Annotated in this window: 14 protein-coding genes and 2 pseudogenes; 9 read left to right on the forward strand and 7 right to left on the reverse strand. The window is 68.6% G+C overall.

The features are described from left to right. Positions 1-1247 (reverse strand): TIGR02677 family protein (locus tag LJ221_RS17710; protein ID WP_241717705.1); only part of this gene is annotated, 1247 nt, incomplete at its 3' end. Positions 1248-1398: 151 nt separating this feature from the next. Then, positions 1399-1914, reverse strand: coding sequence for an ATP-binding protein (locus LJ221_RS17715; protein WP_241717706.1), 516 nt, complete (start codon positions 1912-1914; stop codon positions 1399-1401). A gap of 188 nt (positions 1915-2102) precedes the next feature. On the opposite strand from LJ221_RS17715, the gene LJ221_RS17720 reads away from it, so the two are divergent. From LJ221_RS17720 to LJ221_RS17750, 7 genes and pseudogenes are all read left to right on the forward strand, one after another. After that, entirely contained in the window at positions 2103-2969 is an 867-nt protein-coding gene (locus LJ221_RS17720) for a helix-turn-helix transcriptional regulator (RefSeq protein WP_241717707.1), read from the forward strand. Beyond that, positions 2966-3187: a DUF397 domain-containing protein gene (locus LJ221_RS17725; protein ID WP_241717708.1), complete on the forward strand. Its 222-nt coding sequence runs from the start codon at positions 2966-2968 to the stop codon at positions 3185-3187. The genes LJ221_RS17720 and LJ221_RS17725 overlap by 4 nt, the downstream gene beginning before the upstream one ends. Before the next feature lie 301 nt (positions 3188-3488). Continuing rightward, on the forward strand, positions 3489-3797 hold the full coding sequence (locus LJ221_RS17730; protein ID WP_241717709.1) for a transposase: 309 nt from the start codon (positions 3489-3491) through the stop codon (positions 3795-3797). Between the two features lie 160 nt (positions 3798-3957). Further along, positions 3958-6018, forward strand: a pseudogene (locus LJ221_RS17735) (glycoside hydrolase domain-containing protein); the annotation flags it as partial. 13 nt (positions 6019-6031) lie between these two features. Next, positions 6032-6370, forward strand: coding sequence for a hypothetical protein (locus LJ221_RS17740; protein WP_241717711.1), 339 nt, complete (start codon positions 6032-6034; stop codon positions 6368-6370). A gap of 22 nt (positions 6371-6392) precedes the next feature. After that, entirely contained in the window at positions 6393-7130 is a 738-nt protein-coding gene (locus tag LJ221_RS17745; protein ID WP_241717712.1) for a hypothetical protein, read from the forward strand. A gap of 325 nt (positions 7131-7455) precedes the next feature. After that, positions 7456-7890: pseudogene (locus LJ221_RS17750) on the forward strand (ATP-binding protein); the annotation flags it as partial. 155 nt (positions 7891-8045) lie between these two features. Here the strand turns inward: LJ221_RS17750 and LJ221_RS17755 are convergent. The 5 genes from LJ221_RS17755 to LJ221_RS17775 all read right to left on the reverse strand — a co-directional run bounded on the left by LJ221_RS17755 (position 8046) and on the right by LJ221_RS17775 (position 12732). Further along, complete coding sequence (locus LJ221_RS17755; protein WP_241717713.1) at positions 8046-8252, reverse strand: hypothetical protein; 207 nt, start codon at positions 8250-8252, stop codon at positions 8046-8048. Between the two features lie 346 nt (positions 8253-8598). Continuing rightward, positions 8599-8970 carry a hypothetical protein gene (locus LJ221_RS17760; protein WP_241717714.1) on the reverse strand — a complete coding sequence of 124 codons (372 nt, stop codon included), beginning with the start codon at positions 8968-8970 and terminating at the stop codon, positions 8599-8601. A 681-nt stretch (positions 8971-9651) separates the two neighbouring features. Then, complete coding sequence (locus tag LJ221_RS17765) at positions 9652-10137, reverse strand: hypothetical protein (protein WP_241717715.1); 486 nt, start codon at positions 10135-10137, stop codon at positions 9652-9654. Between the two features lie 257 nt (positions 10138-10394). After that, entirely contained in the window at positions 10395-12251 is a 1857-nt protein-coding gene (locus tag LJ221_RS17770; RefSeq protein ID WP_241717716.1) for a hypothetical protein, read from the reverse strand. 28 nt (positions 12252-12279) lie between these two features. After that, entirely contained in the window at positions 12280-12732 is a 453-nt protein-coding gene (locus LJ221_RS17775) for a hypothetical protein (protein WP_241717717.1), read from the reverse strand. Between the two features lie 356 nt (positions 12733-13088). Between LJ221_RS17775 and LJ221_RS17780 the strand changes: the two genes are divergently transcribed. Further along, positions 13089-14816 carry an SPFH domain-containing protein gene (locus LJ221_RS17780; RefSeq protein ID WP_241717719.1) on the forward strand — a complete coding sequence of 576 codons (1728 nt, stop codon included), beginning with the start codon at positions 13089-13091 and terminating at the stop codon, positions 14814-14816. Continuing rightward, positions 14813-16117 (forward strand): SPFH domain-containing protein, encoded by a 1305-nt coding sequence (locus LJ221_RS17785; RefSeq protein ID WP_241717718.1) that lies wholly within the window; start codon positions 14813-14815, stop codon positions 16115-16117. The genes LJ221_RS17780 and LJ221_RS17785 overlap by 4 nt, the downstream gene beginning before the upstream one ends. Positions 16118-16151: the final 34 nt, after the last annotated feature.

Below are 16151 nucleotides of genomic sequence, written 5' to 3' on the forward strand. Positions count from 1 at the left end.
CGGCTGACCACCTTGCGGGGCTTGCCGCGCCGCTCGTAGCTGCCGGTGCGCCGCAGCTGCGGGCTGACGCGCAGCGGCTCGGTCCCGGCCCAGGCGGTGGTGGGCGGTACGGGGTCGGCCGCGCGGGCCGCGAGGGTGTCGGCGTCCACGGTGAGGTGGCGGGAGGAGTGGAGGCCGAAGGCCGCCCGCCACAGCCGGTGCCGCGCGGCGTCGTCGGGCGCCTCGGCGAACCAGCGGGCGAGGGCACGGAAGTCCGCCGACCGGTCCGAGCGCCCGGCGCGCCGCTCGTTGAGCCGCCGCACCACGGCCAGGAGCTGGGGGATCGCGCCCAGCGCCCGGCCACGCAGCAGCCGGGCCTGCGACTCGCGTTCCTGACCGGAGACGAACCAGTCGGTCAGTCCCGACCAGCGCTCCCGCCATCTGCGGTACGCGGCCCGCTCGGCGTGCTCGGCCTCCTCCGGTGCGGCGTCGGCGGCCTCGCGGGCCGCGGCCAGCCGCAGCAGCGGGCGTATGCGGTCGTACTCCTCCAGCTCCCCGATCAGGGCGGCGATCAGACCGCCGAGAGTGATCAGATCCTGGATGAACCGCTTCAGGTAGTCGATCAGGCGGTCCTTGTAGGCGAGGAACGCCTCGACCTCCACGTCGTGCAGGTCGATGGTGCGCTGCAGCGACCCCATGAACGCCCGCGCGTTCTCGGCGAGATCGGCGAACCGCGCGGTCAGGGTGGACAGGGTCAGGTAGGCCTTGGCCCGGTCCGGTTCGTCCTCGGCCGCGATCACCAGCAGTGCCCGGAGCTGGGTGACGATGTCGTGCAGCGCCACCGCCTGGAGCTCGCCGCGCCGCCCCAGCTCCTCGTCGTACGTCCCCAGCGCGGTCTCGGCCGCCTCGCCGGCCCGGGTGAGCTGGTAGATGAACCGCTTGCGGTAGAAGTCCTCGACCGCCGTCACCCGCGCGGTGTCGGGGTCGGCCCGCAGGTTGCCCCACTCCACGAGGCTGTCCAGCGCCTTGACCACCGTGTCCAGGTCGGCCGGCTGCTCCCCGGGCCCCGGCTCCAGCGCCGCCTGGACGTCCTCGGGCCGCAGGTGCACCGCGAACCGCTCCTTGGCGGCGGCGAACGTCCGCATCACCTGCCGGTACAGGGCGGCGTTGGGGACGGTCAGATGGGCGAAGGGCGCGTAGTCGGCCGGGCCGGGCAGGCCGGGACCGTTGTGCCGGCCGTGGTGCCGGCCGTGGTGCTGGGAGGACATCACCGCCGATTCTCCCCGATCGCCCCGGCCGCCCGCAGGCGGTACCGGAATCCGGCGGCGGAGGGCGGGACCCGTACCGGCACGCCCGGTGACGATGCCGCTCCGGCGGAGCGGGGTACTTCCGGGCGGACGCCGCAGAGGCGGGCCGCGCCTACGACGGCTCGCGCCGGGCGGACACCCGGCAGCGCACCTGCTTGCCGATGGACGAGCGCCGCACCTGCCAGCCCGGGGCGAGCAGGTCGAGCAGACCGAGCCCGCGCCCGGACTCGGCCACCGCGCTGCCCAGCGGCACCGTCCCGCGGCGCGACAGGGCGCCGAGGTCGGGATCGGGGTCGTGGACGTTGACGGCGATGCCGTAGGAGGCCGCGTACACCTCCACAACCACCGGCACGTGGTCGCCGCAGGCGCGCACCGAGTTGCCGACCAGCTCGGAGACGACGAGCTGCGCGTTGTCGACGTCCTCGGCCACGATGCCGTGCCCGCGCAGCACCATCGGGACCAGCCGCCGCACCGACCGCGGGGCGGCGCCCGAGGCGCACACGTGCGCCACGAAGCCGCCTGCGTGAGGCCGCAGGTAGTAGCCGGGGACGTTGGGGTTCGGCAGCACTCCGGGAATGCCGGAGATTCCGGAGGAACGGTGGGCGGGTCCGGCGGGGATGAGGCGCATGCGTCGTCTCCTCGTGGTCGGGCGATGGCGGGCGTGTGCCGCAAGCGGCCTGCAACTTCGGCCACTCAGAGCCATCTTGAGCACAGCTCTGCATACAGAAACGAGAAAACTGCAAATTTGTCACCCGAAAAGCTGGATGAGGTTTCTCGCTGCTCGACTTGCGGGGTGGCGGATGCCAGACTCAGGCCATGCCAAACGCGCGTCCTGTGCCCACCATCCGCCGCCGTCGCCTGGGCGAAGCCCTGCGTCGCTACCGGACGGAAGCCGGCCTCACCCTGGATGCGGCAGCGGAGCGCATGAATTGGATCGGCCCGAAGCTGTCACGCATCGAGACGGCCACGGCCTACATCAAGCCTGGCGACGTAGCCAAGCTGCTCAGCAGCTATGGAATCGACGATCCCGAGGTGGTCGAGGCTCTGGAAGGGCTCGCCAGGGACGCCCGCAAGCAAGGGTGGTGGCAGACGTACAGCGGCATCGTCTCGCCCTCCTACGCCGACTACATCTCTCTGGAATCGGATGCGGAGAGTGTCCGCGAGTTCGCCCCTCTGCTGATTCCGGGCCTGCTCCAGACCGCTGCCTACGCACGGGAGACCATCGCGGCGAACGCGACCGGACGCAGCCAGGAGGAAGCGGCCGCACTGGCCGAGGTGCGGATGGCGCGTCAGTCCGTCCTCACCAGGCCCGGCGCGCCTTTGGAGTTGTGGGCCGTCGTCCATGAAGCGGCACTCCACCATCGCTTCGCCGTACGCCCCGCGACCATGCGCGAGCAACTGCGCCGCCTGCTCGACGCGTCAGAGATGTCGAACGTCACCGTGCAGTTGATGCCGTTGGACTCCACCGCCCATCCGGGCATGGTGGGTGGTTTCACCCTGACCAGCTTCCCCAGGCCCATGCCACCGGTCGCTCTGCTGGAGAACCTCAGCGGTGCGACATACGTTGAGGGAGACGAAGCGACGCCCTTCGCAAAAGCCTTCGACCGCATCCGCGCGACGGCCCTGTCTGTGGAGGACTCGCTCGCGAGGATCGCCGAGCTGGAAGAAGGGCACCGGAAGTGAATGATCCGAAGGTGGAGCTCTACACGTACGACCTGACGGAAGCCATATGGCGGAAGGCATCCGCCAGCGGTCCCGAGCACAACTGCGTGGAAGTCACCGACCTCCCCGGCGGCGGCAAGGCCGTACGCGACTCCAAGCGGCCCGACACCCCTCCCCTGCGCTACACCGCCTCCGAGTGGGAGGCGTTCCGGCAGGGAGTCATCGCCGGAGAGCTGTGACCGGCGACGACCCCGCCGCAGGGATGCCGGCCGAACCGCCGCGTCGGCGGGGAGGGCCTGCTATTGAGTACTGCCTCAATCCGCTCATGGTCTTCCGCGCCACAAGAAGACGGCAAGAAGGTGGAGTGCGCTCACGGAGCGACGGGCACCCCGCGCCTCACACCACCATCAGCCCTCGGTGAGAAATCGGACCTCGCAAACATCAGCCAGTGGATCCAGGCCGAGACAGGCACTGAGGTTCCCCCGGGATGCGAGGAGGGGTGACAGCAGGTCGAATGATCTCGTGAGAGGAACCCAGACGATGCCTGCGCCCAGGAAGTACCCGCTGGAGTTGCGTGAACGTGCGGTGCGGATGTACCGCGCGTCCGAGCCGAAGCCCGTCATCCGTCGTCTCGCCGGGGAACTCGGCGTGCATCCCGAGGCCCTGCGCGGCTGGATCCGGCAGGCCGAGGCCGACGCAGGCGAGCGCGAGGACCGGCTCACCACCGCCGAACGCGAGGAGCTCGCGGCTCTGCGCAGGGAGAACTCCCAGCTCAGGCGGGCGAACGAGGTCCTGCGGACGGCCTCGGCTTTTTTCGCCGCACAGCTCGACCCGACCCGGCCCAGGTGACCGCGCTCCTCGATGAGCATCCGCACCTGAGGGTCGAGCCCGTACTCCGGGAACTGCACATCCCCACCTCCACCTACTACCGCTGGCGCCGCGCCCAGAGGCAGCCGTGTGACCGCAAGCGTCAGGACGCCGAGCTGACCGGGAAGATCCGGCAGGTCCACACGAGATGGGCATTACGGCGCTGTCCGATTCCTTCGGCCCGACTGCTCTCGGCAAGATCGGCGAGCTGTACGGGAAGATCGACGACACGACCGTGCCATCTGCGAACTTCTGCCGGATCATCCAGTCCGCCCTGTACTGCAAGGGATACGACGGCGGCGAGATCGACGGCACGTACAACGACCGGGTCAAGGCCGCAGTCACCAAGCTTCACCAGAACATGGGCGTCTCCTCGATCTATTCGGACGGCTCGCTGTGGCCGAAGACGACCAAGGGGCTGTTCAACATGGACGCTTACGTCACTGTCAACAGCGGCTCGGACACCATCCGCTCCATCCAACAGTGGCTCAACGGCCGATACCTGCTGCGCAAGGACTTCTACGTCATCCCCTGCGACGGTCACCACTCCCGAGACGTCGCCAAGTCGATGCTCTTCGCCATCCAGTACGAGCTGGGCATGGCGGACGGCACCGCCAATGGTGTCTTCGGCCCCGGCACCCGGTCCGGCCTGAAGTCACACACGGTCTCCCTCGGCACCACCGGCGTCTGGGCGCAGCTCTTCACCGCCGCCATGATCCTGAACAAGCGGAGCGTCCCCTTCGGCGACTTCACCACCACCGTGCAGAGCGGCGTGGAGACCTTCCAGTCCTTCTCCAAACTGTCAGTCACCGGCCAGGGCGACTTCCCGACCTGGGCCTCACTGCTCGTCTCCTACGGCGACCAATCCCGCAAGGGCACCGCCTGTGACGGCGTCACCATGGTCACCCCGCCCCGGGCCGAGGCCCTGAAAGCGGCCGGCTACCAGTACATCGGCCGCTATCTCTTCAACCCTTCCAGCACCTCCCTGCCGGAAAAGCAGATCCAGCCCGGCGAGTTGGCCACCATCAAGGAGACCGGGCTGCGCTGCTTCCCGATCTACCAGACCTGGAGCCGGTCCGCCGACTACTTCAGCTACTCCCAGGGCTGCATCGACGCCACCAACGCCATCGAGTGGGCCAAGATACACGGCTTCAAGGCCGGCACCATCATCTACTTCGCGGTCGACTACGACGCCATGGACGGCGAGGTCACCACCTACGTCATCCCGCACTTCCGCGGCGTGATGCGCACCATCGGCGAGAACTCCGCCTACGGAATCGGTGTCTACGGCCCGCGCAACGTCTGCCAGCGGGTCGCCGACGCCGGCTACGCGGCCACCAGCTTCGTGTCTGACATGTCCTCCGGCTTCTCCGGCAACCTCGGCTATCCGCTGCCCACCAACTGGGCGTTCGACCAGATCTCCACTATCACGGTCGGTTCCGGCACCGGAGCCATCGAGATTGACAACAACATCGCCTCCGGGCGCGACACCGGGCAGGGCGACTTCGACCCTGGCATCCCGCTGGAAAGCGACCTGGACACCGACCTCGACAAAGCCGCCTACAAGTCGGCGATGCTCAGCGACGTCCAGACGTACCTGGAGTCCATCGGCGTACCGGAGACCGGCGGAGAGGGCTGGACCGCGGACGACGACTGGGTCACGTATGACGTCATCTCCACGACCGAGGCGTTCAACATGGTCATGGACGCCGACTGGCTCTTCACCAACCTGGCCCGCACCCTCAAGATCCGCAAGGCACTCATCCAGGCCCCGGTCCTTTGGGAGCTGCGCAAGTTGAACCCGCTGGACGCGATCGCCGACGAGGCCGTGAAGAACGGTCTGCGGGAGGACAGCAGTACCGGCTGGGGCCAGATCTTCGCCTGGGTGACCATCGATGCCCGCAACTACTGCATTCAGCAGGGCATCATCAACGGCACCACGCTGACGAGCAGCGACACACGTGCGGTATGGGACAACCTCCAGGAGCCCGAGTACAACATCCCCTCCGTCGCCTACCTGACCCTCTACAACGCCCACCAGCTCGGCATCGCCCGCCCCAACCTGACCACCAGCTCAGCCGACACGCAGGCATTGCTGGCTCGCTACAACGGAACCGGCGATAAGGCCGAACAATACGGTCGTGAGCTGATCGGTCTGTACAACGTCCTGGAGAACTACAACAAACTCAGCCGCGCCAGCTGAGACACGGAGACCCATGAAGAACACACAGCCGTGGAAGTCATTCGTCCCGGTGGCGGTCAACCTCCTGCTCGGCATCCCGGCGATCGTGCCGATCTTCCTGGTCTGGTACGTCTTGTCCAATGGCCCTCTGGCCGAGCTTGGCTGGACCAGTCGGAACCCGGACGAGGACGACGGGATGCTGCTCTGGCTGGCCGTCGTCGTCCCCGTAGTGGCCTGCTTCGGCGGACTCTGGACACTGGTCAACATCTGGCTGCGGCGCAAGATGCTCGACGCCCCGCCGCCGTACCTGTACTGGCTGGTGTGTGTGACGGCGACCCTCGCTCCCTTCTTCGTGGGGATCGGAATCGGCTGAACGAAAACCCAGCGAGGACTACATGAACAGCACCAGTGGAGAGGGAAGAAGCGTGGAGAACGGAATAGCACGGCGGACAGTCGTCAGAGGCACAGCCGTACTGGGCACGATGGCCTCCATCAGCCTCGCGGGCCCGACTGCCGCGTGGGCCGGGGCCGCCGACAAGGCGAGGACTGCAGGAAAGAAGAGCACTGCGAAGCCGCGCAAGACCACGGCCAACGGCTGGCCAGTGCAGGACAACACCGACCACAACTCCCAGGTGTGGACCCGTGCGGTGGCCGGCTCCGGACTCAGCGTGCCGGTCTGGATCGGCGACCCTGAGACGATCCTGCTCCACGTGGTGCGCCGCTTCCACTACGAGGTCGAACAGCTCCACAGTCCCGACCTGGCCGGCTGGCAGAGGGTCAACGGTCTGGGCATGGCGAAGTCGGAGTCGAATCTCGCCTCCGGCACCGCGGTCCGCATCCGACCCGGCGCAGCCGCCGAGGGCAGTCTCTTCCCGCTCCAAGAGGTCGTAGTGCGCGACGTACTCGCGGACTGCGAGGGAGTGGTCCGCTGGGGCGGTGATGACAAGCCGGTGGACGAGTCCCTGTTCTACCTCGACCGCGGACCTGATGACACGCAGATACGCAAGGTCGCAGCCAAGTTGCGAACAGAGGAAGCCACGCCTGGTCGCGGGCCTGGTGCTGCGGTCAACGTATGGGGGCGTTCGCGACGTGACCACGCGGACCACCTGGCCGAGCAGCAGCGCAAAGGCTGAGCCGCGCCCAATAGTGAGTGTTGCCCTGCCCGCTGTCGTCAGTACCGACCTTGCGGTACTGACGACAGCGGGAGCGAACGGCGGCCCTTCACGACTGGGGCCTGGTCGGACCATCCACCTGCAGTCGTAAGGCTTCAGCGTCGCTGAGAGATCTGCCGCTGCGACCGTGGGCCTGCGGCTGTCCGCTCCGCCTTCAACGCGGTCGCCGCCCACGGGTGTGTCCAGTGGACGGCCCTGTCTCGCTTTCGGTGGTGACGGAGCGTCGTGCCATGACTCAATCCTCACATGGAATCGAGTCTCTACCTGACACGGGGCGGTTCAGTTCACCGGCAAGTCCCACATGCTCATCGCGCTCGGCACCGAGGCCGCCACGAAGGGCCACCGCGTCCGCTACACGCTAGCCACGAAACTCGTGAACGAGCTCGTTGAGGCCGCCGACGAGAAGCAGCTGAACAAGACCATCGCCCGCTACGGACGTGTCGATCTTTTGTGCATCGACGAGCCCGGCCACATGGAACTCGACCGGCACGGCGCCGAACTGCTCGTCCAAGTTCTCATCGAGCGCGAGGAGAAGAACAGCGTCGCCATCGCCTCGAACGAGTCGTTCGGAGGCTGGACGAAGACGTTTACGGACCCCAGGCTCTGCGCGGCCATCGTCGACCGTCTCACGTTCAACGGCACGATCACCGAGACCGGCACTGACTCCTACCGCCTGGCCGCAACGCGGGCGAAGACCGAAGCATCCACCAAGACCGGCTGATATCTCGACGGCGCGCCGTCCCGCGCTGTAACGGCGCACATTCGACGAGGTAACGGCCCCTTCGTAGGGGAAACACCCACTCATCAGGCGGAACGGGCGAGGGCTACACCGGCAGCCGGGGTAGCCCTCGCTTGCGGTGCTTCGACTACGTACGTTCAGGAGCGTGGTTCCGGGATGCCCGGTGTGGTACCCGAGCTGCCAGGGCTCTCCATTCCCGTGCCCCAACCCATGAAGGTCGCGCTGAACAGGACCACGGTGATGGCCGTGAGCGTCCACCTGGTGGCCGCACTCTGCTTGGTGAACCAGGCCGTCCCGGTGGCTACAGCGAGCATTGCATAGCCGGCCAGCGGAGCCAGGAGCATGACAAGCAGCGAAGCTCCTAAGGCGCCGATGAGAAACCCTCTGGACGAGGCGCCAGGCTGGGCTGCGGTCCGAGCAGTCATCGGTCCTCCTTCAGAGGTCAGAGCTTCGTGTAGTAGTCGTAGTTGCCGTTGGCGTACGCGTCGAGGGTGATGACCGGGTAGTCCTTCTGGATGCAGATGACGCGAGGCAGGCAGTAGTGGAACGCGCCCTGGGCCCAGGTCCGGTATACCCACTTGTCGCCGTAGCAGTCCCACTGGCCGAAGTCGCGGCGTCCTTCATACGACCAGCCGAGGGCAGCCGCTCAACCGTAGACGTAGCCGGTCGTCTGGGGCGGGCTGATCGACGTCACCCGGTTGCTGCTGTAGCACCAGTCCACACGTAGGGGAAACGCCAGATCTTGGAGTTGCTGACGTTCGAGCGCCACATCGTTATCTTGGCCCACTTGCACGCCTGGACCGAAACATCCTGCGTGCGAGCTTCCTTGAGCGCCTCAGGGTTGTCCTTGACCTCGGTGATCGACGTGGTCCTGGTCCCCACCCCTCGCTTGAAGCGCGGGGCTTCGGCCAGCTTGCGGTCGAGAGCGCTGACCCGGGCCGCGGCAAGCCTCTCGGCTTCAGCAACCACCTGCTGGCTGGAAGCGGGAAGGTCGCCATTTCCCGACGACGACGCGGCTGCCGGGGCCGTGAGCGCGGTGGCCCCCATCAGCACGGCTGCCACGACCATCAAAATTCTTGCGGCTAACGATCTGGTCCCTTGCACGTAACCCTCCTCGGGTTCCTGTGGGGCGCACGGGAAACGCTCCATTGAGCACTCCCCGTGCTCGTGATGCGTGCGGGGAAAACATTCGCACGAATGAATGAGTGTTCGATAAACGCAAAGGCCGGGGCTTGATCCCCTCATCCCACACCTCAAGCTCGCCGCAGCCCACACGGTCCCGACGCGACCCGAAATCACGGACGGCAGGCTGTCCCGCGCCGTGACGTTATTTCCCGTGAACAATCTCGCCGCCACTCAGCACCAAACACCTCCCGAACTCCTGAAGAAGTGACATCCCTTGAAGTGGACGAAGCCAGCCGCGTCGCCGGCGACGGGGATGAAGCTCGCCGCACCGCCGACGAGGTGGTAGCCCCACTTGGCGTCCCAGGAGGGATCGTCCTTGTCGGTGTCCAGAGCCTGGTACCGGGCCTCCTCCAGGAATCCGGTCGTATGGCCGGCGCGGGTACGGGGAGGCGGTCTTCCATGACGGCGGACAACGACGGCGGGGCCGGGAACGGCGGCGGAAGCATTGGAAGCGGTGGCGGGAGCGGCGGGCCCGTGAACGGTTGGCGGGCGCGGCGCCCCCGCCAACCGTTCGGGACCACTTCCCCTCCCCCACCGCCTCGGTGACACGCACCGCGGCTACTCCTCGCAGCCCGTCTCCTCCATGCCCACCGGCAGGTACGCCTCGGCGAAGCGTTCGAGCTCCGCCCGCCAGCCGTCGGGCTCGGACACGTCGAAGCGCTCGACGGAGACGTCCAGGATGTAGTGGCCCCTCCTCTCCTGGTACGTGCACGGGTTGACCGAGAGCACCATGCCGTCCGAGACGACCGTGTCCGCGCCGAAGGACGCCTTCTTCGGGTTGGCGAAACGGCCGGGATTTTCCGCCGCGAACTTCATGGCGTCGAGTTCCCCACCATCCGGGTATTCGCGGATGGTCACCTCTCTCCGTCCGTCGACGAACAGCAGGCATCTCATCGTGTCGTCCCCGATGGACCTCGTCTCCGCCTCGAACTTCTCGCCCTCCGGCAGCAACGGCCTCAGCAGCCCTGGCTCGATCTTCCTGCCGCAGATCTCCTCCGGCACCGTGTAGCCCTCCGAGCCGCCGCACGCGGACAGCGAAGCCACCAAAACAGCGGAAAGCAGCGCTCCCGCCGTCGTCCTGCGGATCTTTTCGAACTCCATCAATTGCCCGCCAGTTTGTTGGCACGGTCGTTTCCGCTGAACGCGGCGTCCCCGATCCTGTCCTGCACCAGGTAAATATTGCCCGCCCTCTCGTGATCCGGATTGACCCTGGCCCACTCCTTGGCGATGGCCTCCAGCTGGTCCTCGCGGACGGTGAAGGTCTCCGTGTTCTTTCTGCTGACCTCCTCGTCGATGCGGGCCTATTCTTCCAACTGCCAGGCGTACGCCACCGCGTCCACACCACGCTGTACCGCGTCGCCGGCGACGGGGATGAAGTTCGCCGCACCGCCGACGAGGTGGTAGCCCCACTTGGCGTCCCAGGAGGGGTCGTCCCTGTCGGTCTCCAGGGCCTGGTAGCGGGCCTCCTCCAGGAAGCCGATCGTCTGGCCGGCGCGCACCAGGGTCTCCTCCGGATCGCTGACGTCGTTGGCGTGGATATCCTGGACGATCGCCACGTTGAGTCCCTCGTTGAGGATTCCGTAAGCCTCCTGGTCGCGGGAAATCTGCTTGGAGACCTCCAGTAACTGTTTCCGGTCCAGCGGACTGCTGCTGTCGGAGAGACTGCTGGACGCCTCGTGCACGGTGTCCGAGTGGTTGGCGAGGACCTTGGCCATGTCGTCGCGGATCTCCGGCGGGAAGTCGTCGCCCGTCGCCGACAGGTACTTCAGTGAACGCTCCAGGACCGCGCCGTGCCGGTCCGTGTGCGGCACGAAGGCCGCGCTGTCGTCGTGGGGGTCGATGCCGGTGGCCGCCGCGAAGAGCGCGTCGCCGAGGGCTTCGCGGGCGGCGAAGGGCGGGTCCTGCCCGATGCCGTCGGGGAAGCCCTCCCGTTCCTCGAGCACGTACTGGGCGTTGTCCTGCGGGTGCGTGGAGGTGAAGAACTCGGTGGACGCCTCGGGGTTGCGGCTGAGCGCCGTCATGAAGCCGGTCATCGGGTCCCGTCCCAGGTCGTTGTCGGCGCCGCCCGGGTTGAGGATGGTGTGCCCGGAGGTGGGGCCCTGCCAGTGGTGGCTCGGCAGGCCCATCTCCTTCTCCCGCCCGACCAGGGCGTCGCCGTAGTCGTTGAGGAAGTCCTTGTCGTATGTGCCGTGGTGCATCAGGTTGCTCATGACCTGGAAGCCGTACGGGCTGCCCTGGGCGGGGATGTCCAGTTGCCTGGGCCCGAGGTCGATGACCTCCTTCTTCCACGCCCGCATGGCGGAGCTGTCGCTGTGCGACGCCTCGGCCAGGACGACGCCGAGGTTCTCCTGCGCCTCCTTCAGCTCCTCGATCCGCTCGTCGCTGAAGGGACCGCCCTGCCGGGGGTCGTTGAGGTTCGCGTAGAACTCCAGGAAGCCCTTGCCGCCCATACCGGTCGCGAACCGCTCGGCGAAGGCCGGGTTGTCCATGTTCTCGGCCAAGTGATCGTTGAACCGCTTGAGTTCGGCGTCCGTCATGGACGATCCCCTGGACGCCATCTCAAGGGCCTTCTCGGCCTCCCTGACACCCTGCTGGTCCCGGTAGTCCCGCAGGGAGGAGTAACTGTCGCCGCCGAAGTCGTACGGGTGCCCGGCGACGAGGGCCCGCAGTGCGGCGGCCGTCGTCTCGTCCGCCCGGCTCGCCTTGTCGACCGCCTGGCTGATCCGGTCCCGCACGGAGTCCAGGGTCTCCTGCGTGGGCCCGGGGTCGGTGTTGCCCTCGCCGCGCCGGTCGGGATGCACGGAGCGGGCGACGACCCCGTTGGGCCAGACGGTCACACCCTCCGGGGGGTTGTCGACGATCCGCTTCAGCTCGTCCCGGGCCGCCTTGATGGTGCCGTGGCCGTCCCGCAGGACGTCGCGGATGCTGGTCGCCTGGGTGACCGCGTCCTGGAACTCCTTGACGGTCTTGTCGACGAACGTCCGCGTGACGGCGGCGTTCTCCCCCTCCCAGTCCGCCTTGTCCGACTTCGCCTTCATGTCGTTCCTGGCTTCGTCGGACAGGTTCTCCAGCTTGGCGACGGTCCTCGTCCAGTCCGTGACCGCGTCACCGAGCCTGCCCAGCCGGACGTGCAGCACGTCCTCGAACTTCGGTCCCATGCCTGCCCGCTTCCTCCTGCCGGGTCCGTCAGCGGTAGTAGTCGCTGATGCGGGACGGGTTCATCAGCTGTCCCCGGAGGTTGCGCATACCGGTCTCGATCCTCTCCTCCTCCGCTCCGTAGCTCCTGGAGGAGAAGTCCAGGTGGTTGGAGATGTGCGCGCAGGCCTCCAGCAACGTGCCGACCTGCCTCTCCCAGGTCTCCGCGACCTGGGACAGCGCGGCGCCCGAGGTGAAGTTGTCCCCGCTCAACCGGATGCCTGCGCTCCTGCTGGCCGGCACGGGATGCCTGCCGCCCGCCTTCAGGCCGGTATGCAGGCCGTGCGCGGCCCGGCCGATCAGTTTGAGGTCGTCCTGTCTGACGGTGAGGCCGCCCTGCCCACCGCCTCCACCACCACCGTCGAGTCGGTTCGGCCGTGTCCGGACAGAACGCTCCTGACCGGCCCTCGCCACCAACTGCGCCCACTCTTCGTCGAACGACACGCGCCGCTCCCCTTCCCCGCTCGGTCCACGGTCCGCTACCGGACGCTTACGCTACTGCGGGACACGGGACCGGATCCGGCCGGGTGGAGAGGCGCCGGGATGAGAGTCGCCGGACGCCTGGGCCGGTGGTGGTACGCGCTCCCCGCGCTCCTGGACCCGGCCGCACTGCTGCGGCTGACCGTCCTCGCGCCCTGAGGCCGATACCGCCACGGGCGGCCCGGAAGGTCCCGTACGGGTCACGATCCGCGCCCGTCTTCGCCTGCGGCGGCCGTGTGATGTGAGATGGGGGTGGAACACCCGTACGGGACGAATACGACCGGAGACGGCGAAGGGCAGACGTGGCACGAACCCAGGACATGCGCGGAATCGCACAGTCGGTGGCCCGGGGAGACGATCCGCGGGCCGTGGCCGAGGAGGAGCTGCGCCGGCGACGGCGCGGCGGGGCCGGGAGCGGCGGAGGCGGTGAAGGCGGTGAAGGCGGCGGGAGCGCCGAGGGCGGCGCCTCCCGCCAGGAGCCCTCCCAGCAGGACGGCATCGACCCGTCCGACTTCCCCGCCGCGCGGGAGCAGGGCGGCTCCATCGCCACCGTCATGACGCAGCGGACCGTTCCGCTGGCGGAGGCCGGGGAGGCGCTCAACCGCAGCGAGCAGCGGCGTGAGGGCGGCGGGCCGGTGCACGCCATCTGCCCGATGGTGCTGCCGCGCGGACGCTCTGTGCTGAGCATGCTCCCGGTGCTCATGCTGCTGGTGGTGGGCCTGGTGGGCTCCCTGACGGTGTCCGCGGCCGGCGGCAGCGTGCTGACCAACCCCCTGTTCGGCCTCCACTACTGGGTGCTGGCGGTGTCGGCCGTGGCGTTCGTGTGGTGGCGGCAGGGCATGGTGATGGTGCCGGACGGCTGCCAGGCGCTGATCACCCGCTTCGGGAAGCTGGAGCAGGTGGTCGGTCCCGGCCGGGTGATCCTGCTGAACCCGTGGAAGCGGGTGTCGTACATCCTCAACACCACCCGCGAGTACCCGTTCAACGCGCCGGTGCGCGAGGCCCCCACCCGCAGCGGGGTGAAGGCGTCGATCGACCTGTTCATCCAGTTCCGGATCGCCGACCCGGTGGAGTTCGTCTACACCCTCGGCGCGGTCCGCGGCTTCGAGGAGAAGCTGAGCAACGCGGTCAGCGAGACCATCCGCAGCCTGATCTACGAGCAGGAGGCCGCCGGCATCTACGACATGGTCGGCGAGGACACCGGCCGGCTCCTGGAGCAGCTCAACCAGCAGTTCCAGCCGGCGGTGGAGCTGACCAACGCCAACATCACGCACGCCGAGCCCTCCGACCGCAACTACCGCATGGACCTGGCCGCCCCGGAGATGGTGCGGGTCGCCAAGGAGGCGTACACCCACGAGTACGCGCTCCAGCTCCGCAAGGAGCAGGACGAGGGCGACCTGACCAGGGAACTGGCCGGCCTGCAGGAGACGTTCTCCGCGATCCAGGCGGAGATCGCCCAGTACCAGGCCCAGATGGACACCGCCGTGGAGCGGGAGACCAACCGGGCCCAGGCGCTGGCCCGGCAGCGCTATGTGCAGGCCGAGTCGGAGGCGAAGGCCAACGCCGCGCTGCTGGAGGCGCAGGCCCTGGACATCCGCGCGGTGACCGCCGCCGAGGCCCCGGAGATCCTGGAGTACCGCTACCGGCAGCAGATGCTCGACACCCTGGAGCAGGTGGCCGACCACCTGCCGCAGCTGGTGCGGGTCGGCGGCGCCGAGGACGCCGACGGCACGGCCGGGGTCGACTTCCTGCGGCTGGCCCGGGAGATGATCGGCGAACACGGTACGGAGCTGTTCACGGACGACGACATGGCCGCCGTCCGCACCCGGCTGCGGGAGGTCTCCGAGCGCATCGAACGGCGCCAGGAGGAGATCCGCGCCCTGCTGGCGGAGGAGCGGCCGACCGTACCGGCCGGGAGCGCGGCGGCCCCGGAGGCGCCCGGCGGGGAGCCCGGGGCGCCTGGAGCAACCGAAGAACCCGAAGCGCCCGGAGGAACGCCCGCGACACCCGCGGCGTCCGGCGACGACACCGAGGAGGCCGCGCAGTGAGCGCCGTGTCCACCGCCCGCAGGTCGGTCATCTCCGAGGCCGTCGCCCCCTGGAGCGAGATCGCCCAGTTGCTGCGCGGCGGCGAGGCGGGCACCCTGGTCCCGGTCATCATCCCCCGCCACCGCCGCCGGCTGTGGTGGCTGCTGCCACTGTGGCTGGGGGTGTTCGCACTGCTGAGCGGCGTACTGCTGAGCGCGGGCGGCCCCGAGGGGCTGACCGGCGCCACCCGTGACTGGCTGGCCGCGCTCTCCTACGTCGTGGGCGTCCTCGCCCTGCTGGTCGGGGGGCTGTGGTGGTGGCGCTCCTCGATCGTGGAGATCGAACAGGGCACCAACGGGGTCCTGACCCGCTACGGCGCGGTCACCCGCACCCTGGACCCCGGCCGCCACTACCTGTGGCACCCGTGGTCGCGGGTGGAGTTCGTGGTGGACACCGCCACCGAGATCCCCTACTCGGCCCCGGTGATGGCCTGCCCGACCCAGGAGAACGTGCCACTGCGGTCGATCGAGTTCTTCCTGAAGTTCCGCATCACCGACGCGGTGCTGTTCGTACGGACCATCGGCGCGGGCAACTTCGACCTGGTCCTCTCCAGCGCGGTGCAGGACGCCATTCGGCAGCGGGCGCGCCAGATGCGCACCGAGCGGGCCTACGACCTGCGGGGCTCGGACGTGGCCGACATGCAGGAGCTGCTCAACCGCCAGCTCTCCCGCTACGGGGTGCGCATCACCGGCTGCAACATCCCCGACGTGCAGCTCCCGGTCCAGTACCAGCAGCACCTGGCCACCCGCGAGCGGGTGGCCAAGGAGCGCGCCGCGTACGACCAGGAGTGGGGCCTGACCCGCAAGCGCCGCATCGACAGCCTCCAGATGGACATCGAGCGGGCGAAGAAGGTGCGCGACGCGCGCATCGTCGAGGTGAAGGCCGCCCTGAACCGGGCGCGCGAGGAGGTGGCCCAGCTCCTGGAGAAGCAGGAGACCAACGCGCAGCGGGTGCGGTTCGAGATCGAGACCCGCGGGCGCAGTGGTCTGATCGCCGCCGAGAACGAGGCACGCGCCCAGCGCCGGCTGGCCCAGGCGTACCGCGACAACCGGGCGGTGCTCCAGTACGAGCTGGCCCGCCGGCGGCTGGAGGTCGGCGCGACCCTGGCCGGCAGCGCGCCGCGGCCGGTCGTGGTGCGCACCGACGGCGCCGGCGGCGGTGACACCTCGGCGTTGTCCACGCTGCTGACGGCCCAGCTGCTGCCGCGGCTGGCGGCCCTGCCGCCGACGCGGCCGGCCGGCGCCGCTGACGGCGAGGGCTGAGTCCCGTCCCGTCCCGGGGGGGGGGGGGGGGGGG

Origin of the sequence: Streptomyces sp. CNQ085 (genome assembly GCF_022614595.1) — a bacterium.
Classification (GTDB): domain Bacteria; phylum Actinomycetota; class Actinomycetes; order Streptomycetales; family Streptomycetaceae; genus Streptomyces.